Below are 24,881 nucleotides of genomic sequence, written 5' to 3' on the forward strand. Positions count from 1 at the left end.
ACGCATCGCGGCGTTCGATCGTCCGGTGTCGGCTGTTGAAAGCTGCCGACGTTTGATATAATCAATAACAATTATCGAATATAATCTCAAGAGCCCGACTCCCGGGATTGCGAGCCTCGAGCGATGACTGTTCCCAAGACCGCCGCCGACGCCGCCAAGGTATCCCGCCCCGTCGCCGGGCAGGATCTTGACGCTTCGAGCGACGATGGCCTGCTCCACCTGGGAGAACTGTCGGGGCTATTGGGCTATTCGCTGAAGCGTGCGCAGCTCAAGGTGTTCGAGGATTTTCTGCGCTGCGTCGCGCCCTTGCAACTCACGCCGGCACAATTCTCGGTGCTCTTGCTGCTCGACCAGAATCCCGGCCGCAACCAGACCGAGATCGCGAGTACGCTCGGTATCCTGCGGCCGAATTTCGTGGCGATGCTCGACGCCCTGGAGAGCCGCGAACTCTGCGCGCGCATGCGCTCGGCAAGCGACCGCCGCTCGCACATTCTCGTGCTGACCGACAAGGGCCGCGCGGTGTTGGCACGCGCCAAGAAGTTCGTCGCCAACAAGCACGAGGCGCGGCTGATCGAACTCTTGGGACCTGAGAACCACGCGGCGCTGCTGGAGATGCTGGCGAAGATCGCGCGCGAGTTTTGAGGGTGGAGCTGCCGTAGGATGGGTAGAGCGCAGCGAAACCCATCGCGATGGAGCATGCCGCGCCAATGATGGGTTTCGCTTCGCTCTACCCATCCTGCGATTCTGCCAGATCCCCATCCTGAGGAGCGGCGTCTTCGCCGCGTCTTAAAGGATGAGGCCCCGTGGCCTCGCCCTTCGAGACGACCGCTGCGCGGTCTCCTCAGGGTCAGGGGATGAGCTGGAGTGCGCCGCGCTATCCAGGTCATTGCGAGCGCAGCAAAGCAATCCATAGCGCCGCAAGCGGAGACGTGGATTGCTTCGCTTCGCTCGCAACGACGGAGAGAGCGTGGCGTCAGTCCACCAGGATGACGCGGACGTCGTTGACGTTGGTCAGCGTCGGGCCGGTCAGGAGCAGATCGCCGGTTTGAGCGAAGAAGCCGCTGGCGTCGTTGTTTTCGAGATAGGCCCTGGGATCGAGGCCCTGCGATTTCATCTTCGCGAACGTAGAGTGGTCAATGACGGCGCCGGCCGGGTCGCTGGCGTTGCCGGCGCCGCCGTCGGCGCCGTCGGTGTCCGCGGCGAGCGCCGAGACATCGGTCATGCCCTTGAGCAGATCGGCGAGCGCGAGCGCGTATTCCTGGTTGGGGCCGCCGCGGCCATTGCCGCGCACGGTCACGGTCAGTTCGCCGCCGGACAGGATCGCGACGCGCCTGCCCTCGCTGCGGGCCGTCAGCGCGAGCTGCGCGTGCGCGGCGGCGACGTCGCGCGCTTCGCCTTCGAGATCGGCGCCGAGATCGATGGTCGCATAGCCGGCCTCGCGCGCGACCTTGACCGCCGATTCGATCGAGGCCTTCGGCTTTGCGATCAACTCGAACGTCGCGCGCGCAAAGGCGGGATCGCCCGGCTTGCAGCTTTCGTTGCCAGGATCATCGAGCGCGCGGCGAACGGAGTCATCGATCGCCAGATTGTATTTGGCGACGATGGCGCGTGCGTCCGCAAGCGTAGTCGAATCTGCCACCGTGGGGCCGGATGCGATCGCGGAAGGATCGTCATGCGGCACGTCGGATATCGCGAGCGTCACGATCTCGGCGCGCTGGCCGGCCCGCGCCAAACGGCCGCCCTTGATGCGCGACAGATGTTTCCGCACGATGTTCATCTCGCCGATCGGCGCGCCCGAGCGGAGCAGCGCCCGGTTCACCTGCTGCTTCTGCGCAAAACTGACGCCGTCCACCGGCGCGATCCAATTGGCGGAGCCACCGCCGGAGATCAACACCAGCAAGAGATCATCCGCGGTCGCCGTCGCCGCCAGCCGCAGCGTATCGTCGGCGGCTTTCAGCCCGGCTTCGTCAGGTACGGGATGGCCAGCCTCGACCACCCTGATCCGGCGGGTCGGCACGCCATGGCCGTGGCGGGTAGTTGCAATCCCCGCCAACAGCGCCGGATCCAGCTCGAGCGCGTCGAGATAGTGTCGTTCGGCCGCCGCCGCCATGGCGGCGGCGCCCTTGCCCGCGGCAAGCACGATCACCCTCCCCTTCGGCACCGGACGCAAATGCGGCGCCAGCACGACGTCCGGATGGGCGGCAGCTACCGCCGCATCGAAGATCGCGCGCAGGAGAGGGCGTCGGTTCGTCATCAGTTGCCAGAGATCTCGCCGCTGAGGACTTCGCCGAACAACTGCCAGCGTTCACCCTTGAACTGCATCAATTGCAACTGCTCGATCGGCATGTAATCAGTCGCGCTCGTGGTCAGCGTCACGCCCGGTAACAGTCCGCCTTGCGCAAATTGCTTTAGGCTTTGCGCCTGCTTCATGACATTCTCCCGGGTCAGGTTGTCGCCGCAGCGACGGAGCACCTCTACCATGGTAGTCGCAAGGTTGTAACCGGTCATCGCCGAAGAGTCGATCCGGTTCATCTCGGGAAGATATTTCGCGAGCAGATCGTCGAATGCCTTGATGCCGGGATCGTTGGCCCACTGGGGATCGCTGACATCCTTGGCATAAGCCGCCGAGATCACGCCCTGCGAGTTCTCAACGCCCGCCGGCTTCATCACGGCCGCCGTCGAGGCGCTGACGTTGGAGATGATCGTGAGCGGCTTCCAGTTCATCTCGCCCAGCTTCTTGATCGCCTGCGCGCCGAACTTCGGCGTAGTGTAAAGCACCAGAACGTCGGGATTGGCCGATTTGATCTTCACCACGTGCGAATCGATGGTCGGCTCCGAGACCTCGTAGCTCTCCTCCAGGACGATCCGCGAGGCGTCTGCGCCGAACCCATCCTTCAGGCCCTTCAGATAGTCCTTGCCCATATCGTCGTTCTGGTAGAGCACGGCCACCTTGGCGCCCGGCTTCTCCTTCGTGAGGTATTTCGCGTAGATGCGCGATTCGCTCTGGTAGCTCGGCAGCCAGCCCATGGTCCAGGGAAAGGTCTTCGGCTCGTTCCACTTGGTCGCGCCGGTGGCGACAAAGAGCTGCGGCACTTTCTTGCTGTTGAGGTATTTCTGGATTGCAGTGTTGGGCGCGGTGCCCAGCGTGCCGACCACCAGCAGAACCTCGTCGCTTTCGACCAGCTTGCGTGCCTGCTCGACCGTCTTCGGCGGGCTATAGGCATCGTCATAGGAGATGAAGTTGATCTTGCGGCCGTTGATGCCGCCCTCGTCGTTGACCTTCTTGAACAATGCAGCCATCGCCTTGCCGACGCTGCCGTAAGCCGAAGCCGGCCCGCTATAGGGCACGATGTTGCCGATCTTGATCTCGGTGTCCGTCGCACCGGTGTCATATTGCTTCTGCGCGAGTGCGGCAGAGGCAGTGGTGGCGGTTACGGCAAAGCCGAGGAATGCGGTTGCAAGGCGGCGTCGGGTCAACATAGGCATAGGACTCCTTCGGAGCAGAAGCTCCCATTCTGGTGCATCGCATTGATAGCGCGGAAAATCACGTTGGCAACAAAAAGCCCCTGCGACTGTGTCGCAGGAGCTTTGCGTGCTTAACCTTGGGTAACTGCGGGAGACTTTTACCCGCCGACGTCAGCGCTGATGACGTCGCCGAACAGCTCCCATTTGTCGCCCTTGAACTTCATGAGCTGAAGCGAGCTGATCGGAGCAAAGTCGTTTGGTCCGGTGTTGATCTTGATGCCGGGCAGCAGGACTTCGGTACGGAAATCCTTCAGGCTCGCCGCCTGCTTCATGACGTTCTCGCGCGTCAGGTTGTCACCACACTGCTTCAGCACCTGAACCAGCGTCTGCGCCACGCCGTAGCCGACCACGGTACCGCCGTCGAGCTTGTCGCCTTCCGGAAAATCCTTGGCCATGAAGGCATAGAATTCCTTCATGCCAGGATCGTTGTCCCACTGCTTGTCGGAGGCGTCCTTGAGGTAGGCGGCGGAGATGATGTCCTGGGCGTTCTCGAAGCCGGCCGGCTTGAGCACGCTGCCGACGGACGCCGAGACGTTGTTGAGGAAGTGCAGCGGCTTCCAGCCGATCTCGGCGTTCTTCTTGATCGCCTGCGCGGCAAATTTCGGCGTGGTGATATTGATGAAGATGTCGGCGCCGGTGGCCTTGAGCTTGACCAGATGCGAATCGATCGACGGCTCGGAGGTCTCGTAGCTCTCCTCCATCACGATCATGCTCGCGGCCTTGGAGCCGAGCCCGTCCCTCAGGCCCTTTAGATAGTCCTTGCCGTAGTCGTCGTTCTGGAAGAGCACCGCGATCTTGGCGTCGGGATGGTTCTTCAGGATGTACTTGGCGTAGATCTGGGTCTCACTCTGATAGCTGGGCTGCCAGCCCATCGTCCACGGAAAGTTCTGCGGGTCGTTCCACTTGGTGGCGCCGGTGGCGACGAAGAGCTGCGGCACCTTCTTCGAGTTCATGTATTTCTGGATCGCGGTGTTCGACGGCGTGCCGAGCGAGTTGAAGATGAGCAGCACCTCGTCGCTCTCGACCAGCTTGCGCGCCTGCTCGACCGCCTTCGGTGGCGAATAGGCGTCGTCATAGGAGACGAAATTGATCTTGCGGCCATTGATGCCGCCGGCGTCGTTGATCTTCTTGAAGTAGGCGGCCTCGGTGCGCCCGATCACGCCGTAGGCGGAGGCCGGTCCGCTGTAGGGCATGATGTTGCCGACCTTGATCTCGGTATCCGATGCGCCGGCGTCGTATTTCTTCTGTGCCGTCGCAGTGCCGGCAGTGGCCGCGAACAAGCCGAACGCTGTCGAAAGAATCGCAAGTTTTTTGATAGCGGACATTCCGTCTCTCTCCCTCTTGGATGACATCGATGCTGTGTCATGGCCTTCTTGATGCGAAAGCTCTTGGTGTTGACCGTATCGATTACCATTTTGCCGACAAGGCCTCAACAAAAAGCCCCCGCGACAGAGTCGCGGGGGCTTTCAACGGCTGATGCCGCCGCAGCTCCATCAAGGCCCGAGCGCGCCGCTCATGATGTCTCCGAACAACTCCCACTTGTCTCCCTTGAAGCGTATCATCTGCAGTTGCTTGACGGGCGCGAAGTCGGTCGGCGATGTGTTGATGGTGATGCCGGGCAGCAGCGTGTCGGGCACAAACTCCCTCAGGCTCGCGGCCTGCTTCATGATGTTGGCACGGGTGAGATCGTCGCCGCACATCTGCAGCACCTTCACCATGGTTTGCGCCGCGCCATAGCCATAGACCGCCGCGTCATCGCGCCGATCGGCTTCCGGATAATATTCCTGCAGGAACGCGAAGAAGCGCTTCATGCCGGGATCGTTGTCCCATTGCGGGTCGGCGCCATCCTTGGCATAGGCCGCCGACAGGACGCCCTGCACATTCTCAAAGCCGGCCGGCTTCATCGCGCCGCCGACGGAAGCGGAGACATTGGACACGATCTGCAGCGGCTTCCAGTTCAATTCCGCGACGTTCTTCATCGCCTGAGCTGCGAATCTCGGCATGGCGACGTTGATAAGGACGTCGACGCCGGCGGCCTTCAGCTTGGCGATGTGGCTCTCCATCGACGGCTCTGAGGTCTCGTAGCTCTCTTCGGCGACGATCATCGCCGCCTTCTCGCCGAATCCGTCCCTCAAGCCTCTGAGGTAGTCCTTGCCGAAATCGTCGTTCTGATAGAGCACGCCGACCTTGGCGTCCGGCCTCTCCTTCATGATGTATTTGGCATAGATGCGCGCCTCGCTCTGGTAGTTCGGCTGCCAGCCCATGGTCCACGGAAACTCTTTCGGCTGGTCCCACTTGCTGGCGCCGGAGGCGACGAAGAGCTGCGGCACTCCCTTGCCGTTCATGTATTTCTGGATCGCGAGGTTGGTGACCGTGCCGAGCGAGTTGAAGATCAGAAGCACTTTATCGCTCTCCACGAGCTTGCGCGCCTGCTCCACCGTCTTCGACGGGTTGTAGCCGTCGTCGTAGCTGAGAAAAACGATCTTGCGACCGTTGATGCCGCCCTCGGCGTTGACCTTGTTGAAATAGGCCGCCTCGGTCTTACCGATCACGCCATAGCCGGAAGCCGGTCCGCTATAGGGCATGATGTTGCCTATTTTGATCTCCGTATCGCTGGCGCCGGTATCGTACTTTTTCTGGGCGAGCGCACCGCCGGTGCTGGCGGTGATCAGGACGAGCACGGCTGAAAGGGCAGTCAATCGCAAGCGGATGGCAGTCATTCGTTTCCTTCATCCTTGAGATCATGATCCGATTAGACGGAATCGGATCATGATCTCATCTCTTGTTTGAGCATGATCTTTTCGGAAAACCGGTTCCCACTTTTCCGGATCATGCTGTGGTGGATGCTTTTCTTGGAACTCCCATGGCGGGCATTGAATGCGGTTCTCGCGCCGTCCGTCAACAAAAAGCCCCGCGGCTTGCACCGCGGGGCTTTTTGCTGGTCTCTTGCACTGCACAACGTTAGTCGGCGGGAACGTCGCCGCTGATGATCTCGCCGAACAGTTCCCACTTCTGTCCCTTGAAGCGCATCATCTGAAGCTGGCTGATCGGGGCAAAGTCGGTGGCGCTGGTGTTGATCTTGACGCCGGGCAGCAGCGTGTCCGGCGTAAAATCCTTCAGGCTCGCCGCCTGCTTCATGACGTTGGCGCGGGTGAGGTTGTCACCGCACATCTCCAGCACCTTCGCCAGGGTTTGTGCAGCGCCGTAGCCGTAAACCAGGGCGCTTTCGGTCTTGTCGGCGCCCGGCATGTACTTGTCGAGGAATTCATTCCACTTCTTCATGCCGGGATCGTTGTTCCATTGCGAGTCGCTGCCGTCCTTGGCGTAGGCGGCCGAGAGCACGCCCTGGGCGTTATCAAATCCCGCCGGCTGCATCACGCTGCCGACCGAGATCGAGACGTTGGCGACGATCTGCAGCGGCTTCCAGCCGAGTTCGGCGGTCTTCTTGATGGTCTGGGCGGCGAATTTCGGCGTGGCATAGATCAGCAGCACGTCCGGGTTGGCGGCCTTGATCTTGACGATGTGGGAATCGATCGTCGGCTCGGAGATCTCGTAGCTTTCCTCGAGGATGATCATCGAGGTGCCCTTGGCGCCGAGGCCGTCCTTGGTGCCTTTGAGGTAATCCTTACCGAAATCGTCGTTCTGATAGAGGATCGCGACCTTGGCGTCCGGCTTCTCCTTCATCAGCCATTTCGCGTAGATCTGCGCTTCGCTCTGGTAGCTCGGCTGCCAGCCTATGGTCCACGGGAAGTTCTTCGGATCGTTCCACTTGGTCGCGCCGGTGGCGACGAACAGTTGCGGGATCTTCTTGGAGTTGAGGTATTTCTGGATCGCGGTGTTCGAGGGCGTGCCGAGCGGGTTGAAGACGACAAGGACTTCGTCGCTCTCGACCAGCTTGCGCACCTGCTCCACCGCCTTCGGCGGCGAGTAGGCGTCGTCGTAGGTGATGAAATTGACCTTGCGGCCGTTGATGCCGCCCCGATCGTTGATCATCCGGAAATAGGCGGCCTCGGTCTTGCCGATGCTGCCATAGGCGGACGCAGGTCCGCTATAAGGGATGATGTTTCCGATCTTGATCTCGGTGTCGGAGGCGCCGGTATCGTATGTCTTCTGGGCGAAGGCACTGCCGGAAGCGACAGCACAAGCGACGACCGCCGCCGAAAGCACGGCGGTCCGTAGTTTGAAGGGCATCGTCTCTCCTAAAGTCTCTTTTTTGGTTCTTCAGTTCTTCTTGAGTTTCGCCGCCAGTTGCTGGGCAATGAGGGCGACCTGCCGGGCGCCATGCGGCACCAGGTAGATGACGAGGAACAGGAGCACGCCGAACACGGCGCCAGAGAGACCCTTGGAAATGCCTTCCGCAATGTTAGGCACGAAGATGATGAAGGCGGAGCCGACGATCGAACCCGGCAGCCAGCCGACGCCGCCGACCACCATGCCGACGAACAGAGAGATCGCGAGCGTGATGGTGTAGCCGTCGGGCGCCACGAACTGCACCGCGATCGCGCCCAGGCCGCCGGCGATGCCGGTGATGCCGGCGCTGACGCCGAAGGCCAGCGTCTTGTACAGCGCGACGTTAACGCCCATGGCGGAGGCCGCGATCTCGTTGTCGCGGATCGACATCAGGGCGCGGCCCGAGCGCGAGCGGAGCAGGTTCACCGAGGCGACATAGATCCCGATCGAGACCGCCAGCGTGAAGTAATAGAGCCACATGTCCTGCGACAGCGGCAGGCCGAATGGCGCATCCGGCTTGGTCACCACCAGGCCCTGCACGCCGCCGGTCCAGTGCTCGAGGAAGCCGAGCTTGAGGAGCTGAGGCATGGCGAGCGCCAGAGCAAAGGTCGCGAGTGCGAGGTAGATGCCCGACAGCCGCAGCGCCGGCTGGCCGAACAGGAAACCCGCGCCGAAGCAGACGACGCCCGCGACCGGCAGGGTCAGCGCGTAGTTGACGTTGAAGTGCTCCATCAGGATCGCCGTGGTATAGGCACCGATGGCGTAGAACGCGCTCTGGCCGAGCGAGAACTGGCCCGAGCCGCCGGTCAGGATGTTGAGCGCCAGCACCGCGAGCCCGTAGATCAGGAGCATCGTCATCTGGAAGATGATGAAGTTCTTGACGAACAGGGGCGTCAGGATCAGGGCCGCCAGCACCACCAGCGAGGTGCCGTAGCCGAGCGTCATGGCACGCTTCGGAACCGCCTCGACGGCCGGGGCTTCGGTTACAACTTCTTCAGCCGCGCTCATGATCAGACTCGCTTCACGATGGGCCGGCCAAACAGCCCGGCCGGTTTGACGACCAACACGGTGATAATCAGCGCCAGCGCGATCGGCAGCTTGAGCTCGTTGCCGACGCCTGGAATGTAGGTGCCGGCAAGGTTCTCGAACACGCCGACCAGGAAGCCGCCGATCACGGCGCCGAGCGGCGAGCTAAGGCCGCCGAGCACCGCCGAGGCAAAGCCGTAGATCAGGACGCCGCCCATCATGTTCGGCTCCAGGAACACCACGGGCGCGATCAGCATGCCGGCGATCGCGCCGATGGCGGCGGCCATGCCCCAGCCGAGCGCGATCATCCATGAGGTGTTGATGCCGACCAGCCGCGCCGATTCAGGCAGCGAGGCAGCCGCCCGCATCGCAAGGCCAATGCGGGTGAACTGGAAGAAGAAATAGAGCCCGGCGAGCAGCAGCAGGGTGACGCCGACCATGCCGGCCTGGTGGGTCGAGATCAGCTGGCTGCCAAGGAACGGCGAGGAGCCGAACGGCGTCGGATATTGCTTGATGGTGAAATCCCAGATCAGGCCGGCGACCGAGTTGACGATCGCAAACAGGGCGATGAAGCCGGCGACGTTGGTCAGGACCGGCGCCTTCGCCAAGGGCTTGAACAGCAGCCGCTCGATCAGGATGCCGCCGGCGAAGGAAAGGATGACGGTGAGGATGAAGGCCCACCAATAGGGCACGCCCCATTGCATCATCTGCCAGGACATGAAGGTCGAGAACATCGCCATTTCGCCTTGCGCGAAATTGAGATGGTCGATCGCCTGGTAGATCATCACGACGGCGAGCGCCATGCAGGCGTAGATCGCGCCGGTGGCGATGCCGGCCAGGACTTGGTTGGCAAAAAGCTCCATGGTCCTCGCTCCCTCAGTAACCCAGATAGGATTTACGGACGTCTTCGTTGTTGGCGACGTCCTTGGCGTTGCCGGACATCACGATGCGTCCGGTTTCGATCACATAGGCCTGGTCGGCGAGCTCGAGGGCGAGCTGCGCATTCTGCTCGACCACCAGGATGGTGACCTTGTCCTCGCGGTTGATCTTGCCGAGAATGCGGAACAGGTCGCGGACCACCAGCGGCGCCAGGCCGAACGACGGCTCGTCCAGCAGCATCAGCCGCGGCCGCAGCATCAGCGCGCGCGCGACCGCGAGCATCTGCTGCTCGCCGCCCGACAGCGTGCCGGCCTGCTGGGTATGGCGCTGCTTGAGCACCGGGAAGTGGTCGTACATGCGCTCGATGTCGGCGACGATGTTCTTCTTGTCGCCGCGCGTGATGGCGCCAAGCTGCAGGTTCTCCTCCACCGTCATGTTGGTGAAGGTGCCGCGCCCCTGCGGCACATGGGCGATGCCGAGGCGGACCACGTTCTCGGTCGAACGATTACCGATCGGCTTGCCCTCGAATTCGATCGCGCCGGTCGAGCGCACCATGTTGCAGATCGCCCGCAGCGTGGTGGTCTTGCCGGCGCCGTTGGCCCCGAGCAGCGTGGTGAGCGAACCTTCGTTCAGCGAGAAGCTGAGGCCGTGAAGCGCCTGAACCTGGCCGTAATAGGCGCGCAGATCCTTGACGTTGAGCATCATCGTCATTGGTCCTTGCTCCCGAGATAGGCCTTGATGACGTCGGGATCGGCCTGGACCTGGCTAGGGGTTCCCTCGGCGAGCTTGCGGCCGAAATTGAGCGCGACGACATGGTCGGCGGTCGACATCACCATGCCCATGTGGTGCTCGACCAGGAGCACGGTGATCTTGCGCTCGTCGCGGATCTTGCGGACGAGGTCGCCGAGCACATAGACCTCTTCATGGTTGAGGCCGCCGGCCGGCTCGTCCAGCAAGAGGATCTTCGGATCGGCCGCGAGCGCCCGCGCCAGTTCAACGCGCTTCTGGGTGCCGAACGGCAGGCCCGAAACGATGCTGTGCGCGACGTCCTCGAGGTCGAGATAGGCCAGGATCTCGTGCACCTTCTTGTTGACCGAAGCCTCGCTGCGCCTGATCCAGGCGAGCTTGAGCGAGTCGCTGATGATGTCGCTGGAGGTGCGCGCGTGGGTGCCGACGCGGACATTGTCGAGCACCGAGAGATTGGGAAACAGCGCGACGTTCTGGAAGGTGCGACCGATGCCGATCTCGGCGATCTTGTGCGGCGGGCGGCTGAGGATGCTCGCGCCTTCCATCAGGATGTCGCCGGAGCTCGGCTGATAGAGCCGGGAGAGGCAATTGAAGAGCGTCGTCTTGCCGGCGCCGTTCGGTCCGATCAGTCCCAGGATCTGGCCCTGATGCATGTCGAAGGAGACGCCGTTCAACGCGACGATGCCGCCGAACACGACGCTGACGTCGCGAACCGCGAGCAGTGGCGCATGACCCTGCGCGAGTTGTGCCTGCGTCATCTCGTCTCGCCCGCCCGCTTGAGAGGGCGGAGAGCGCCGCGCGAGCGATCGCGCCGGCGATGAAGAAGGCTGTCAGATGCCCTCGGCCACACGTGCAACTTTCCCTCCTAGTCTCGACTTTTTGCTTTCAACTTTTCTGGATTGCGGCGCTACCCCACCAAGCGCCTGCTCGATGTTCCTTACCATCGCGACAAGGCGAGGTCCAATATCGTCGAGCAACCGGTCTTCCGTAAAGCGGAATGCCGGCGCGCCGCAGTTGAATGCATACGGACCGGTTCCGTCATTGAGCTGCAATGCCACGCCGACAGCGTGAACATCGTCCTGCCATTCACCAGCAGAAATTGCAAAGCCACGCTTCGCTACCAATTCGCCCGAGCGCTCGATGCCATCGCGCATCTTCGGCCAGCGGCTGCCATAGTGGTCGCGAAGCTCACGCAGCAAAGCGGTACGCTCATCGTCCGGCAGCGCCCAGATGTAGGCGCGCCCCATCGCGGTGGTCGCTATTGGTATCCGCGAACCGACATCGAGCTGAACGCCGAGCGTCAGTCCGTTCCGACTTTGCCCGAAATAGATCATGCTGAGCCGATCGCGCCCGCCGACCGCGACCGCACCGCCGGTCGCACGCATCACGTCCTCGCGATAGGGTTCGGACAAATGCCGGACACCGAGATTGGCGAGCGCGGCATAACCCAGCGCCATGGCAGAGGGCGTGAGCTGGTACTTCTCGAAACGCGGGACGGGTGTAAGGTAACCAAGCTTGGTCAACGTATAGGTCAGCCGCGAAACGGTTGGCTTCGGCAAATTGGTGCGGGCCGCAATCTCCTGATTGCCGAGAAGCCCGTCATTGGGACGGAATGCGCGCAGGACTTCCAATCCACGGGAAAGCGCGACCACAAAATTGCGGTCGGTCGCCGCCTTCTTTCCTGAACGTTTCATTCCCCGCCACTTTGTCGATCTCGTTGACAACGGACGTGCTTCAAAATAACCCTCCGTGTCAAGATGTGGAATTTAATTTCGCAGTGCGAAATTAGCTACTAAACGCAAGAACCGCAACAACGCCTTGCAAAAGAACACACCGCAAAAGAACACAGCATCCAAGGAGAGCCTCGTGAGCGAAGTCGTAAAACTCGAGCGGCATGACATCATTGGCATCGTCACGGTTAACAATCCTCCGGTCAACGCGCTGAGTGCCGCAGTGCGCGGCGGCATCCTGGAATGCATCAAGAGCGCGATTGCCGATGCCGAAGTGAAGGCGATCGTGCTGACCTGCGCCGGCCGCACCTTCATCGCCGGTGCCGACATCACCGAATTCGGCAAGCCGCCGAAGCCGCCCGGCCTCAACGAGGTGCTGGAGGCGATGGAGAATTCACCGAAGCCGATCGTTGCCGCGATCCACGGCACCGCGCTCGGCGGCGGCCTCGAAGTCGCTCTGGCATGCCACTATCGCGTGGCCACCAAGGACGCCCGGCTCGGCTTGCCTGAAGTGAAGCTCGGCCTGTTGCCCGGCGCCGGCGGCACCCAGCGGCTGCCGCGCGCGGTCGGACCGGAGCTTGCGGTCAAGATGATCGTCGGCGGCGATCCGATCGGCGCCGCGGAAGCGCTGAAGAACGGCTTGATCGAAGAGATCGTCGAGGGACCGGCCGCCGGCGGCGAAGCCTTCGCACTCAAGGTGCTGGCGGAGAAGCGCCCATTGCGCAAGTTGCGCGACGACGACTCCAAGCTCGCCGCGGCCAAGGCCGACCGTTCGATCTTCACCAATGCGGTCGCCGCGCTGACCAAGCGCGCACGCGGCCTGGAAGCGCCGTTCGCCGCAGCCGACGCGGTCGGCGCCGCGATCGACCTGCCCTTCGATGAAGGCCTGAAGAAGGAGCGCGAGACCTTCCTGAAACTGGTGGCGAGCGACCAGTCCAAAGCGCAGCGCTATGCCTTCTTCGCCGAGCGCGAGGCCGCGAAGATCGCAGGCGTGGCTGATGGCACCAAGCCGCGCAACGTCGCGCGCGTCGCCATCATCGGCGCCGGCACCATGGGCGGCGGCATCGCGATGTCGTTTGCCAATGCCGGCATCCCCGTGACGCTGATCGAGACCGGTGAGGAACAGCTCAAGCGCGGCCTCGGCGTGATGCAGAAGAACTATGAAGCGACCGCTGCGCGCGGCGGCATCCCGGCGGATGCACCCGCCAAGCGGATGGCGCTGATATCAGGCGTGGTCGGCCTGGAAAACGTCAAGGATGCTGACCTCGTCATCGAGGCGGTGTTCGAGACCATGGCGGTCAAGAAGGAAGTGTTCGGCAAGCTCGATCAATATGCCAAGCCGGGCGCCGTGCTGGCCTCCAACACGTCCTACTTGAACATCGACGAGATCGCCAAGGAGACCAAGCGGCCGCAGGACGTGCTGGGCATGCACTTCTTCTCGCCCGCGAACGTCATGAAGCTGTGCGAGATCGTGCGCGCCGAGAAGACCGCGCCCGACGCGCTGGTCACGGCGGTTTCGATTGCGCGCAAGATTGCGAAAGTTCCGGCCGTGGTCGGCGTCTGCGACGGCTTCGTCGGCAACCGCATGCTGGCCCAGCGCGGCAAGCAGGCGGAAAAGCTGTTGTTCGAGGGCGCGCTGCCGCAGCAGGTCGACGCTGTCGTTACGAAATTCGGCATGCCGATGGGGCCGTTCGCGATGGGCGACCTCGCCGGCCTCGACATCGGCTGGCGCTCGCGCAAGGACCGCGGCATCAAGTCGGAGATCGCCGACGCGCTGTGCGAAGCCGGCCGCTTCGGCCAGAAAACGGGCAAGGGCTATTACAAATATGAGGCGGGCTCGCGGGCGCCCCTGCCCGATCCGGAAGTCGAGAAGCTGATCGACGAGACGCTGGCGCGCCTCGGCCGCAAGAAGCGCGTCGTCAGCGACGACGAGATCCTCGAGCGCATGATGTACCCGATGATCAATGAGGGCGCGCGCATCCTGGAGGAAGGCATCGCGGCGCGGCCTTCCGACATCGACGTGGTCTGGCTCTACGGCTATGGCTGGCCGATCTACCGCGGCGGCCCGATGTTCTGGGCCGACACCGTGGGCCTCAAGCACATCGCCGATCGGCTCTCCTTCTATGCCAAGGAGACCAACGATCCCTCGCTGGAGCCGGCGCCGCTGCTCAAGCGCCTTGCCGACGAAGGCAAGACGTTTGCTTCGCTCGCCGCGCCGTCGAAGGCGGCTTGATGATCGGCTGTTGCCACTTGTCATTCCGGGACACGCGCAAGCGTGGACCCGGAATCCATTTCTCCGCCTGCACATGTGGCCCGATGGATTCCGGGTTCGTCCTTCGGACGCCCCGGAATGACGGCCGCTAGGTTTTTGCGCTGAGCATCATGACCCATCCCGGCGAACAGTTTTATCCGAAGGGCGTGCGTTGGGACGATCCGATCGCGCGCGGCACGTTGCCTGATTTGCTCTCCACGGCCGCGGCGGCCTACGGCCCGCGGACGGTGATCGAATTCCGCGACCGGCCGATCAGCTATGCGGAGCTGGAAGCGCTGGTCGAAACCGCGGCTTCCGCGTTCCTGCGGGCCGGCTACGGCAAGAACACCTCGGTGGCGCTGTTCCTCGGCAACACGCCCGACCATCCCATCAACTTCTTCGGCGCGCTGAAGGCGGGTGCCCGCGTCGTGCATCTGTCGCCGCTCGACGGCGAGATCGCGCTCTCGCACAAGCTCTCGGATTCCGGCGCACGCATCCTTATCACCAGCAACCTCTCGGCGCTGCTGCCGACTGCGCTGAAGTTCCTCGACAAGGGCCTGCTCGACGGGCTGATCGTCTGCGAGGACGATCATTGGGGCAAGATCGGCACCCCGCAGACGGCGCTACCTGACAATCCCGCCATCATCACCTACCGCCAGTTCATCGACGGCGCGACCAGGCCGGCCAAATGGCCTGAGGTCAGCGCCGACGACGTCGCGCTGCTGCAATATACCGGCGGCACCACCGGCCTGCCGAAGGGCGCGATGCTGAGCCACGGCAATCTGACCGCGGCGGTGTCGATCTATGAGGTCTGGGGCAAGGCGGCCCGCGCGGAGCGCAATGCGATCGAGCGCGTGATCTGCGTGCTGCCGCTGTTCCACATCTATGCGCTGACGGTCGTGCTGCTGTCCTCGATCCGACTCGGCCATCTGATCTCGCTGCACCAGCGTTTCGACGTCCAGGCCGTGATGCGCGACATCGAGGTCAAGCGCGCCACCGTGTTCCCGGGCGTGCCCACGATGTGGATTGCAATCGCCGCCCTGCCCGATCTCGACAAGCGCGACTTGTCCTCGCTGGTGAGCTGTGGTTCCGGCGGCGCGCCGCTGCCGGTGGAAGTCGCCAAGATCTTCGAGCGCCGGGTCGGCATGAAGCTGCGCAGCGGCTGGGGCATGACCGAGACCTGCTCGCCGGGCACCGGCCACGTCAAGGAAGGGCCGGACAAGCCGGGCTCGATCGGCCTGATGCTGCCGGGCATCGAACTCGACGTGGTCTCGCTGGATGATCCGAAGCAGGTCCTGCCCGTCGGCGAAGTCGGCGAAATCCGCATTCGCGGCCCGAATGTGACAAAGGGTTACTGGAACCGGCCCAAGGAAACCGCCGAAGCGTTTGTCGGCGACCGCTTCCTCACCGGCGACATCGGCTACATGGACGCGGACGGCTATTTCTATCTGGTCGACCGCAAGAAGGACATGATCATCTCCGGCGGCTTCAATGTCTATCCGCAGATGATCGAGCAGGCGATCTATACGCATCCGTCAGTGCAGGAAGTGATCGTGATCGGCATCCCCGACGACTACCGTGGCGAGGCTGCGAAAGCCTTCATCAAGCTGCGCGACGGCGCGGCGCCGTTCACGATCGACGATCTGCGCGTCTTCCTCACCGGCAAGCTCGGCAAGCATGAACTGCCGGCCGCACTCGAATTCGTCGAGGAATTGCCGCGAACGTCGGTCGGAAAACTCTCCCGTCACGAACTGCGCCAGCAGACGACCACTCCGGGCGGCGCAGCCAAACAACAACCAGAAACCGCAACAGGAGGTCGTTCATGACCGACGCCGTTATCGTCTCCACCGCCCGCACGCCGATCGGCAAGGCCTATCGCGGCGCGCTCAACGTCACCGAAGGCGCAACCCTGCTTGGACACGCCATCGGCGAGGCAGTCGCCCGCGCCAAGATCGACCCGAAGGAGGTCGAGGACGTCGTGATGGGCGCAGCCCTGCAGCAGGGCGCAACCGGCGGCAATATCGCGCGCAAGGCGCTGCTCCGCGCCGGCCTTCCCGTCACCGTCGCCGGCACCACCATCGACCGGCAATGCGCCTCGGGCCTGCAGGCGATCGCGCTTGCCGCGCGCTCGGTGCTGTTCGACGGCGTCGAGATCGCGGTCGGCGGCGGCGGTGAATCGATCAGCCTGGTGCAGAACGACAAGATCAATACGTTTCACGCCCAGGACCCGGCGCTGTTGAAGATCAAGGGCGAGGTCTACATGCCCATGATCGACACCGCCGAAGTGGTCGCCAAGCGCTACAACATCTCGCGCGAAAAGCAGGACGAATATTCGCTCGAGAGCCAGCGCCGCACCGCGGCCGCCCAGCAGGGCGGCAAGTTCAAGGACGAGCTGGCGCCGATCACCACCCAGATGGCGGTGACCGACAAGGCGACCGGCGCGGTATCGTTCAAGGAGGTGACGCTGTCGCAGGATGAGGGTCCGCGGCCCGACACCACGGCCGAAGGCCTTGCCGGCCTGAAGCCGGTGCGCGGCGAAGGTTTTACCATCACCGCCGGCAACGCCAGCCAGCTTTCCGACGGCGCCAGCGCAACGGTGATCATGAGCGACAAGGAAGCGGCCAAGCGCGGCCTGAAGCCGCTCGGCATCTTCCGCGGTTTCGTTTCCGCCGGCTGCGAGCCCGACGAGATGGGAATCGGGCCGGTCTTCGCCGTGCCGCGCCTGCTCAAGCGCCATGGCCTGAAGGTCGAGGACATCGACCTCTGGGAGCTCAACGAGGCCTTCGCGGTGCAGGTGCTCTATTGCCGCGACAAGCTCGGCATCGATCCCGATAAGCTCAACGTCAATGGCGGCGCGATCGCGGTCGGCCACCCCTACGGCATGTCGGGCGCGCGGCTCACGGGCCACGCCCTGATCGAAGGCCGCCGCCGCAAGGCGAAGTATGCTGTGGTGACCATGTGCGTCGGTGGCGGCATGGGTGCGGCCGGTTTGTTCGAGGTGGTGCACTAAGCCTGCCGTCCCGGCGAAGGCCGGGACCCATACCGCGTGATCTCGCTTTGGGGCCTCGCTGGTAGATAGCTTAAGTCCACTACAAAGGCCGGGGGTTATGGGTCCCCGCCTTCGCGGGGACGACGAACGAGAAACACAAAGCAGAAATAGTTCATTTGCTCACAAGGAGGATCCGATGGATCTCGCTTTCACCAAGGAAGAAGTGGCGTTTCGCGAGGAAGTGCGGGCGTTCTTCAGGGACAATGTGCCGCCGGACACGCGGAGGAAGATGCAGGAGGGCCGCCATCTCTCCAAGGACGAGATGGTCACCTGGTGGCGCATCCTGAACAAGAAGGGCTGGGGCGTATCGCACTGGCCGAAGGAATATGGCGGCACCGGCTGGACGTCCGTGCAGCACTACATCTTCAACGAGGAACTGCAGTCCTATCCGGCGCCGCAGCCGCTCGCCTTCGGCGTCAGCATGGTCGGCCCGGTCATCTACACCTTCGGCAACGAGGCGCAGAAGAAGCAGTATTTGCCGCGCATCGCCAATGTCGACGACTGGTGGTGCCAGGGCTTCTCGGAGCCGGGCTCGGGTTCGGACCTCGCCTCGCTCCGCACCAAGGCCGAGCGCAAGGGCGACAAGTGGATCATCAACGGCCAGAAGACCTGGACCACGCTGGCGCAGCATGCCGACATGATCTTCTGCCTGTGCCGCACCGATCCTAGCGCCAAGAAGCAGATGGGCATCTCCTTCATCGTCTTTAGCATGAAGTCGAAGGGGGTCACGGTTCGGCCGATCCAGACCATCGACGGCGGCCATGAGGTCAACGAAGTGTTCTTCGACAATGTCGAGGTCCCGATCGAGAACCTGATCGGCGAGGAGAACAAGGGCTGGGATTACGCCAAGTTCCTGCTCGGCAACGAGCGCACCGGCATTGCGCGGGTCGGCGTCTCCAAGGAGCGGCTGCGCCGCATCAAGGAGCTCGCCTCCAAGGTCGAATCCGGCGGCCGGCCGGTGATCCAGGATCCCGCGTTCCGCGAGAGACTGTCAGCCTGCGAGATCGAGCTGAAGGCCCTGGAACTGACGCAGCTTCGCGTCGTCGCCGACGAAGGCAAGCATGGCAAGGGCAAGCCCAACCCGGCTTCGTCGGTGCTCAAGATCAAGGGCTCGGAAATCCAGCAAACCACGACGGAACTTCTGATGGAAGTGATCGGCCCGTTTGCCGCGCCCTATGACGTGCATGGCGACGACGGCTCGAACGAGGCCATGGATTGGACCGCCCAGATCGCGCCGAGCTACTTCAACAACCGCAAGGTCTCGATCTACGGCGGCTCCAACGAGATCCAGCGCAACATCATCGCCAAGGCGGTGCTGGGGCTTTGAGTTGACGGCTCTTGCCGTCACACACACTGGCGTCATGGCCGGGCTTGACCCGGCCATCCACGCGGTGGTGCAGACAGAGCAAGAGCGTGGATGCCCGGGACAAGCCCGGGCATGACGGAGAATTTCCGATAATCCTGAGAGAGCAAGAACATGGATTTTGATTTGTCCGAGGAGCAGCGGCTTCTCAAGGAAAGCATCGACGGCCTGCTGACGGATTCCTACGATTTCGAGCAGCGCAAGAAATACATGAAGGAGAAGGGCGGCTGGAGCAAAGCCGTCTGGAGCAAGCTCGCCGAGCAGGGCCTGCTCGGCCTGCCCTTCACTGAGGCCGATGGCGGGTTCGGCGCCGGCGGCGTCGAGACCATGATCGTGATGGAAGCGCTCGGCAAGGCGCTCGTGCTCGAGCCTTATCTGGCGACCGTGGTGATCGGCGGCGGTTTCCTGCGCCATGGCGGCTCCGCCGAGCAGAAGGCCGCGCACATTCCCGGCATCATCGACGGCAGCAAGACGCTCGCATTCGCGCAGCTCGAGAAGAACTCGCGTTACGACCTGTTCGACGTCACCACCACCGCCAAGAAGAAGGGCGCCGGCTGGGTGATCGACGGCGAGAAGTTCGTCGTCCTCAATGGCGAGAACGCCGACACGCTGATCGTGACCGCGCGCACCAAGGGCGAGCGGCGCGACAGAAGCGGCATCGGCGTGTTCCTGGTGCCCGCCAATGCCAAGGGCATCAGCAAGAAGGGCTATCCGACCCAGGACGGCCTGCACGCCGCCGACATCAGCTTCACCGGCGTCGAAGTCGGCAGCGATGCCGCGATCGGCAATCCCGAGGATGCGCTTGATCTGATCGAGCGCGTGGTCGACGAAGCCCGCGTCGCGCTGTGCGCAGAAGCGGTCGGCGCGATGGATGAATCGCTCAAGGAGACCGTCGAGTACATCAAGACGCGCAAGCAGTTCGGCGTCGCGATCGGCTCGTTCCAGAGCCTGCAGCACCGCGCCTCCGACATGTTCGTCGCGGCCGAGCAGGCCCGCTCGATGTCGATGTTCGCGACCATGGCTGGCGACTTCGAGGATGCCAAGGAGCGCGCCAACGCGATTGCGGCGGCCAAGGTGCAGATCGGCAAGTCGCTGAAGTTCGTCGGCCAGCAGTCGATTCAGCTCCATGGCGGCATCGGCATGACGATGGAAGCCAAGATCGGCCACTACTTCAAGCGCCTGACCATGATCGAGAACACCTTTGGCGACACCGAGTATCACCTGCGCCGCGTCGCTGACGCGGGTGGGTTGATCTAGCTGCTCGCCATTGCGAGCCCGTAAGCCGCATAATGGTCGTCATGCCCGGGCTTGTCCCGGGCATCCACGTCTTGGCGGCGAAGGAAGAGCGTAGATGGCCGGGTCAAGCCCGGCCATGACGGTGTGGGAAAATGCGAACAAAACAGAAGAGGGAATAACATAACAATGAAGAACACCCCATTCGATCTCACCGGAAAAGTTGCCGTCATCACCGGCTCGAGCCGCGGCATCGGCCGCGCGTCCGCTGAACTGCTGGCAAAGCTCGGCGCCAAGGTGGTGATCTCCTCGCGCAAGGCCGACGCCTGCCAGGAAGTGGCCGACGGCATCAACAGTAACGGCGGCGACGCGCATGTGATCCCCTGCAACATCTCGCGCCGCGAGGAAGTTGAGGCGCTGATCTCGGGCGCGACCAAGCATTACGGCAAGATCGACATCCTCGTCTGCAACGCGGCGGTGAACCCCTATTACGGCCCGCTGCTCGACATCAAGGACGAGGCGTTCGACAAGATCATGGGCTCCAACGTCAAGAGCAACATCTGGCTCTGCGCGCTCGCAATCCCGCAGATGGCCGAGCGCGGCAGTGGCTCGGTCGTAATCATCTCGTCCATCGGCGGATTGCGCGGCTCGACCGTGATCGGCGCCTACGGCATCTCGAAGGCGGCCGACTTCGCGCTCTGCCGCAGCCTGGCCGGCGAATGGGGACCGAAAGGCGTGCGCGTCAATTGCGTCGCGCCGGGGCTGGTCAAGACCGATTTCGCCCGCGCGCTCTGGGAAGACGCGGAGCTTTTGAAACGGCGCACCGCCACCACCCCGCTCCGCCGCATCGGCGAGCCCGACGAGATCGCCGGCGCGGTCGCCTACCTCGCCTCCGACGCCTCCACCTTCATGACCGGCCAGACCATCGTCATCGACGGCGGCGTCACCACGGCAGCGGTGTAGCTTCGTCTCCCTCTCCCCGTTCTTCACGGGGAGAGGGATGGGGTGAGGGGCTGCCTCCACAAATTCTGAACACCGTGAATGCGGCGCGTCCCCTCACCCGGCGCTGCGCGCCGACCTCTCCCCGCGAGAGCGGGGCGAGGTCGAGCGGGCGGCATATTGACCTTCCCGCGCCAATCCGCTCCCTTGGCGCAAACCATCACCTCCGGGAAGGAGCGCCATGTCCTTTGTGCTGGCCATCGATCAGGGCACCACGTCCTCGCGCGCCATTGTCTTCCGCAGCGATATCTCCATCGCGGCGGTGGCGCAGCAGGAGTTTCCGCAGCATTTCCCGGCCTCCGGCTGGGTCGAGCATGAGCCGGAGGACATCTGGACCTCGACCATCGCCACCTGCCGCAATGCGCTGGAGAAGGCCGATCTCAAAGCGAAAGACATCGCCGCGATCGGCATTACGAACCAGCGCGAGACCACTGTCGTGTGGGACCGCGCCACGGGCCAGGCCGTGCACCGCGCCATCGTCTGGCAGGACCGTCGCACCGCAGATTTCTGCGCCAGACTGAAGGCCGAAGGCCACGAGCCCGTGATCTCGGCCAAGACCGGATTGATCATCGACCCTTATTTCTCGGGGACAAAAGTCGCCTGGATCCTCGACGGCGTGCCCGGCGCGCGAGAGCGCGCCGAGCGCGGCGAGCTGCTGTTCGGCACCGTTGATTGCTATCTGCTCTGGCGGCTCACCGGCGGCAAGGTGCACGCAACCGACGCCACCAACGCCTCGCGCACCCTGCTGTTCAACATCCACACCGGCGAATGGGACGACGAGCTCTTGAAAATCCTCGGCGTGCCCCGCTCGATGCTGCCAGAGGTGAAGGACTCGTCGGCGAAATTCGGCGACAGCGTGCCCGACCTGTTCGGCGGCAGCATCGCCATCGCAGGCATCGCCGGCGACCAGCAAGCTGCGACCATCGGGCAGGCCTGTTTCGAGCCCGGCATGATCAAGTCGACCTATGGCACCGGCTGCTTTGCACTGCTCAACACCGGCACCACGCCGGTGAAGTCGAAGAACAAGCTGCTGACCACGATAGCCTACCAGCTCGGCGGCAAACGCACCTACGCGCTGGAAGGCTCGATCTTCGTCGCCGGAAGCGCAGTGCAATGGCTGCGCGACGGGCTCGGTATCATCAAGCAGGCCGCCGAGACCGGGCCGCTCGCCGACAAATCCGACTCGATGCAGAGCGTCTATCTGGTGCCGGCCTTTGTCGGCATGGGCGCGCCCTACTGGAATCCGCGCGTGCGCGGCGCGCTGTTCGGCCTCACCCGCAACACCGGGCCGGCCGAGCTCGCACATGCCGCGCTGGAAAGCGTCTGCTACCAGACCTACGACCTCTGGGCCGCGATGCGCGCCGACTGGCCTGACGCCACCGCAGCCAACATCGTGCTCCGCGTCGACGGCGGCATGACCGCGTCCGACTGGACCATGCAGCGATTGGCCGATCTGCTCGACGCCCCGGTCGACCGCCCGATGATCCAGGAGACCACGGCACTGGGCGCCGCCTATCTCGCCGGCCTGCAGGCGGGCGTCTATCCCGAGCCGACCAAATTCGCCGACAACTGGCGATTGGAGCACCGCTTCAAGCCGGCGATGAGCCAGGCGACGCGGGAGCGGAAGCTGGCGGGCTGGGCGCGCGCGGTGAAGGGTGTGCTCGCGAGCGACGAGGGAGAGTGATACGCTGTTGATCGCCAGCGCCACATTCTCCGTCATGCCCGGGCAAAAGCGCGAAGCGCGTCTTCGCGCAGATATCCCGAGCATCCACGTCTTGGCGGCAACGAAGAACGTGGATGGCCGGGACAAGCCCGGCCATGACGAATGGAGAGATCGCTAATTCGCCATCATCCGCTGCGGCAACCACGTCGCGAGCAGCGGAAAGGCGATCAGGATCACGAGGCGGATCAGGTCGGTGACGACGAAGGGGATCACGCCCTTGAAGATCGTGGAGAAAGACACGTCCTTCACCACGCTCTTGATCACGAACACGTTCATTCCAACAGGCGGATGGATCAGGCCGAGCTCGACGGTCATCACGATGATCACGCCGAACCAGATCGGATCGAAGCCGAGATGCATGATGACCGGGAAGATGATCGGCACGGTCAGGATGATCATCGCCATAGCGTCCATCAGGCAGCCGAGCACGAGATACATCACCATGATGACGGCAAGGATGCCGTAGCTGCCGAGCCCGAGGCCGGTGAGGAATTCGGTGACTTTTTGCGGGGTCTGCGTCACCGTCAGGAAATAGCCGAAGATCAGCGCGCCGATCAGCACGGTGAACACCGCGGCCGCGGTGCGCGTCGCCTGCAGCAGCGAATTGAGGATCTTCTCCTTGTCCAACCGTCCGGTGAGAATGCCGATCAGGAATGCGCCGGTGGCGCCGACGCCGCCGGCTTCCGTCGGCGTGAAGCGCGGCAGGAACGGCAGGCCGTAGAGGCCGCCGATGACAAAGATGAAGAGCAGCACCGGCGCCCAGATGTCGCGCAGGCCGGCGAAGCGCTCGCGCCAGGAAATCCGCTTCCCCGTCGGCAGGAAGCCGGGCCTGATATAGCCGATCAACGCGATGGTGATCATATACATGGTCATCGCGAGCAGGCCCGGGATGATGCCGGCGATGAAGAGTTTACCGATGTCCTGCTCAGTGATGATGCCGTAGACCGCAAGCACCGTCGACGGCGGCAGCATCGCGCCGAGCGTGCCGCCCGCCGCGATCACGCCGGTGGCGAAGGATTGCGGATAGCCGAAACGGCGCATCTCCGGATACGCCACGGCGGAGAAAGTCGCGGCGGTTGCCACCGACGAGCCGCAGATCGCGGCGAAGCCGCCGCAGGCGGCGACGGTGGCGATGCCGAGCCCGCCGCGAAGATGGCCGACAAAGCCATTGGCGGCGCGGAACAATTCGCGGCTCATGCCGGAATTGCTGACGAAGGTCCCCATCAGAAGGAACATCGGGATCACGCCGAAAGTGTAGTCGGTCACCGTCCGCATCGAGGTCTGGCCGACCAGCTTCAGCGCCGGCGTGGCGCCAACCAGATAGCTGAAACCGCAGACGCCCACGAGGCCCATCGCCATGCCGACCGGCACGCGGAGCAGCATCAGCGCGAACAGCGCGACAAAGCCGATGATGGCGACGGCGTCGGTGCTCATCGGCGCTTACTCCGTCGCCTTGATCTTGGGATCGTGCATCTCCTCGGGGTGGAAGATCAGCCGATAGGTGCGGATCGCGATCAAGAGCACCGCGGAAACGTCGCCGATCCAGGCGAGCGCAAAGAAAGGCCAGGTCGGCATGTGCAGGTCGAAGGTCAGGACATTGTCGTTGTAGGTGCCGCGCACCTTGTCGAACAACGTCCAGGTCTGCACGGAGACCACGAACAGCAGCACGAGCGTCGCGAACACGTCGATGACGCGCTGGTATCTCGGCCCGACATTGGCCCAGACCAGATCGACGGTGATGTGGGTGCCGCGATAGGACGTCGCGGCGATGCCCCAGAAAATGAGGATGCCGAGCAGCATCCGCCCGATGTCGAAGGAATCGGGAATCGAGTAGCTCAGCGTGTTTCGCAGGAGCACCGCCAGGAAGATATTGGCGGCGACGATGCCGACGAATCCGGCCGCGATCCATTCGATGGTGTCGATGAAACGGTCCATGTAAGCGCGTTTCATGAGTGGAGCGTCCTATGCTGTGCGATCAGTTGATTAAGGCGGTCCGGCGGCGCAGTTCACCTCGCCCCTTCGGGGAGAGGTCGGCGCGAAGCGCCGGGTGGGTAGTGTGCGGAAGGTTCTGCAAAAGCCTGAGAGGCTGGAGCGGTCATGGTAAGTCCGGTGATTGCGAAGATCAC

General features: G+C 63.3%; 20 protein-coding genes. 8 read left to right on the forward strand and 12 right to left on the reverse strand.

The features are described from left to right. Positions 1 to 123: 123 nt before the first annotated feature. Positions 124 to 642, forward strand: coding sequence for a MarR family winged helix-turn-helix transcriptional regulator (locus ACZXDY_RS33150; RefSeq protein ID WP_464348416.1), 519 nt, complete (start codon positions 124 to 126; stop codon positions 640 to 642). 331 nt (positions 643 to 973) lie between these two features. Here the strand turns inward: ACZXDY_RS33150 and ACZXDY_RS33155 are convergent, their stop codons facing one another. From ACZXDY_RS33155 to ACZXDY_RS33200, 10 genes are all read right to left on the reverse strand, one after another. Continuing rightward, positions 974 to 2,254: a glycerate kinase type-2 family protein gene (locus ACZXDY_RS33155; RefSeq protein WP_464348417.1), complete on the reverse strand. Its 1,281-nt coding sequence runs from the start codon at positions 2,252 to 2,254 to the stop codon at positions 974 to 976. Beyond that, entirely contained in the window at positions 2,254 to 3,486 is a 1,233-nt protein-coding gene (locus ACZXDY_RS33160) for an ABC transporter substrate-binding protein (protein ID WP_464348418.1), read from the reverse strand. The genes ACZXDY_RS33155 and ACZXDY_RS33160 overlap by 1 nt, the downstream gene beginning before the upstream one ends. 137 nt (positions 3,487 to 3,623) lie before the next feature. After that, positions 3,624 to 4,850: an ABC transporter substrate-binding protein gene (locus ACZXDY_RS33165; RefSeq protein WP_464348419.1), complete on the reverse strand. Its 1,227-nt coding sequence runs from the start codon at positions 4,848 to 4,850 to the stop codon at positions 3,624 to 3,626. A gap of 168 nt (positions 4,851 to 5,018) precedes the next feature. Continuing rightward, positions 5,019 to 6,245: an ABC transporter substrate-binding protein gene (locus tag ACZXDY_RS33170; protein WP_464348420.1), complete on the reverse strand. Its 1,227-nt coding sequence runs from the start codon at positions 6,243 to 6,245 to the stop codon at positions 5,019 to 5,021. A 241-nt stretch (positions 6,246 to 6,486) separates the two neighbouring features. After that, positions 6,487 to 7,716 (reverse strand): ABC transporter substrate-binding protein, encoded by a 1,230-nt coding sequence (locus tag ACZXDY_RS33175; protein WP_464348421.1) that lies wholly within the window; start codon positions 7,714 to 7,716, stop codon positions 6,487 to 6,489. 30 nt (positions 7,717 to 7,746) lie between these two features. Further along, positions 7,747 to 8,763 (reverse strand): branched-chain amino acid ABC transporter permease, encoded by a 1,017-nt coding sequence (locus ACZXDY_RS33180; protein WP_028166749.1) that lies wholly within the window; start codon positions 8,761 to 8,763, stop codon positions 7,747 to 7,749. Between the two features lie 2 nt (positions 8,764 to 8,765). Continuing rightward, positions 8,766 to 9,644 (reverse strand): branched-chain amino acid ABC transporter permease, encoded by an 879-nt coding sequence (locus ACZXDY_RS33185; RefSeq protein WP_028166750.1) that lies wholly within the window; start codon positions 9,642 to 9,644, stop codon positions 8,766 to 8,768. Positions 9,645 to 9,657: 13 nt separating this feature from the next. After that, complete coding sequence (locus ACZXDY_RS33190) at positions 9,658 to 10,371, reverse strand: ABC transporter ATP-binding protein (protein ID WP_028166751.1); 714 nt, start codon at positions 10,369 to 10,371, stop codon at positions 9,658 to 9,660. After that, positions 10,368 to 11,165: an ABC transporter ATP-binding protein gene (locus tag ACZXDY_RS33195; protein ID WP_455997704.1), complete on the reverse strand. Its 798-nt coding sequence runs from the start codon at positions 11,163 to 11,165 to the stop codon at positions 10,368 to 10,370. Before ACZXDY_RS33195 ends, ACZXDY_RS33190 begins: the two co-directional genes overlap by 4 nt. 72 nt (positions 11,166 to 11,237) lie before the next feature. Further along, positions 11,238 to 12,101 carry an IclR family transcriptional regulator gene (locus ACZXDY_RS33200; protein ID WP_464348422.1) on the reverse strand — a complete coding sequence of 288 codons (864 nt, stop codon included), beginning with the start codon at positions 12,099 to 12,101 and terminating at the stop codon, positions 11,238 to 11,240. 172 nt (positions 12,102 to 12,273) lie between these two features. Here ACZXDY_RS33200 and ACZXDY_RS33205 point away from each other — a divergent pair, with 172 nt between their 5' ends. From ACZXDY_RS33205 to glpK, 7 genes are all read left to right on the forward strand, one after another. Next, positions 12,274 to 14,370, forward strand: coding sequence for a 3-hydroxyacyl-CoA dehydrogenase NAD-binding domain-containing protein (locus tag ACZXDY_RS33205; protein WP_464348423.1), 2,097 nt, complete (start codon positions 12,274 to 12,276; stop codon positions 14,368 to 14,370). A 149-nt stretch (positions 14,371 to 14,519) separates the two neighbouring features. Next, entirely contained in the window at positions 14,520 to 16,214 is a 1,695-nt protein-coding gene (gene pimA, locus ACZXDY_RS33210; RefSeq protein ID WP_464348424.1) for a dicarboxylate--CoA ligase PimA, read from the forward strand. Continuing rightward, positions 16,211 to 17,398: an acetyl-CoA C-acyltransferase gene (locus ACZXDY_RS33215; protein ID WP_464348425.1), complete on the forward strand. Its 1,188-nt coding sequence runs from the start codon at positions 16,211 to 16,213 to the stop codon at positions 17,396 to 17,398. Before pimA ends, ACZXDY_RS33215 begins: the two co-directional genes overlap by 4 nt. Positions 17,399 to 17,573: 175 nt before the next feature. Then, positions 17,574 to 18,764 (forward strand): pimeloyl-CoA dehydrogenase large subunit, encoded by a 1,191-nt coding sequence (gene pimC / locus ACZXDY_RS33220; protein ID WP_028166757.1) that lies wholly within the window; start codon positions 17,574 to 17,576, stop codon positions 18,762 to 18,764. Between the two features lie 150 nt (positions 18,765 to 18,914). Next, entirely contained in the window at positions 18,915 to 20,057 is a 1,143-nt protein-coding gene (gene pimD / locus ACZXDY_RS33225; protein WP_464348426.1) for a pimeloyl-CoA dehydrogenase small subunit, read from the forward strand. 165 nt (positions 20,058 to 20,222) lie between these two features. Further along, positions 20,223 to 20,996, forward strand: a complete 774-nt coding sequence (locus ACZXDY_RS33230; RefSeq protein WP_464348427.1) for an SDR family NAD(P)-dependent oxidoreductase — start codon at positions 20,223 to 20,225, stop codon at positions 20,994 to 20,996. Between the two features lie 217 nt (positions 20,997 to 21,213). Then, positions 21,214 to 22,716, forward strand: a complete 1,503-nt coding sequence (gene glpK / locus ACZXDY_RS33235; protein ID WP_028166760.1) for a glycerol kinase GlpK — start codon at positions 21,214 to 21,216, stop codon at positions 22,714 to 22,716. A gap of 153 nt (positions 22,717 to 22,869) precedes the next feature. Here glpK and ACZXDY_RS33240 read toward each other — a convergent pair whose 3' ends face one another. Both ACZXDY_RS33240 and ACZXDY_RS33245 read right to left on the reverse strand, forming a co-directional pair. Beyond that, on the reverse strand, positions 22,870 to 24,189 hold the full coding sequence (locus ACZXDY_RS33240; protein WP_464348428.1) for a TRAP transporter large permease: 1,320 nt from the start codon (positions 24,187 to 24,189) through the stop codon (positions 22,870 to 22,872). 6 nt (positions 24,190 to 24,195) lie between these two features. Next, positions 24,196 to 24,705 (reverse strand): TRAP transporter small permease, encoded by a 510-nt coding sequence (locus ACZXDY_RS33245; protein ID WP_464348429.1) that lies wholly within the window; start codon positions 24,703 to 24,705, stop codon positions 24,196 to 24,198. Between the last annotated feature and the right edge of the window lie 176 nt (positions 24,706 to 24,881).

The organism is Bradyrhizobium sp. LeoB3 (assembly GCF_055456055.1).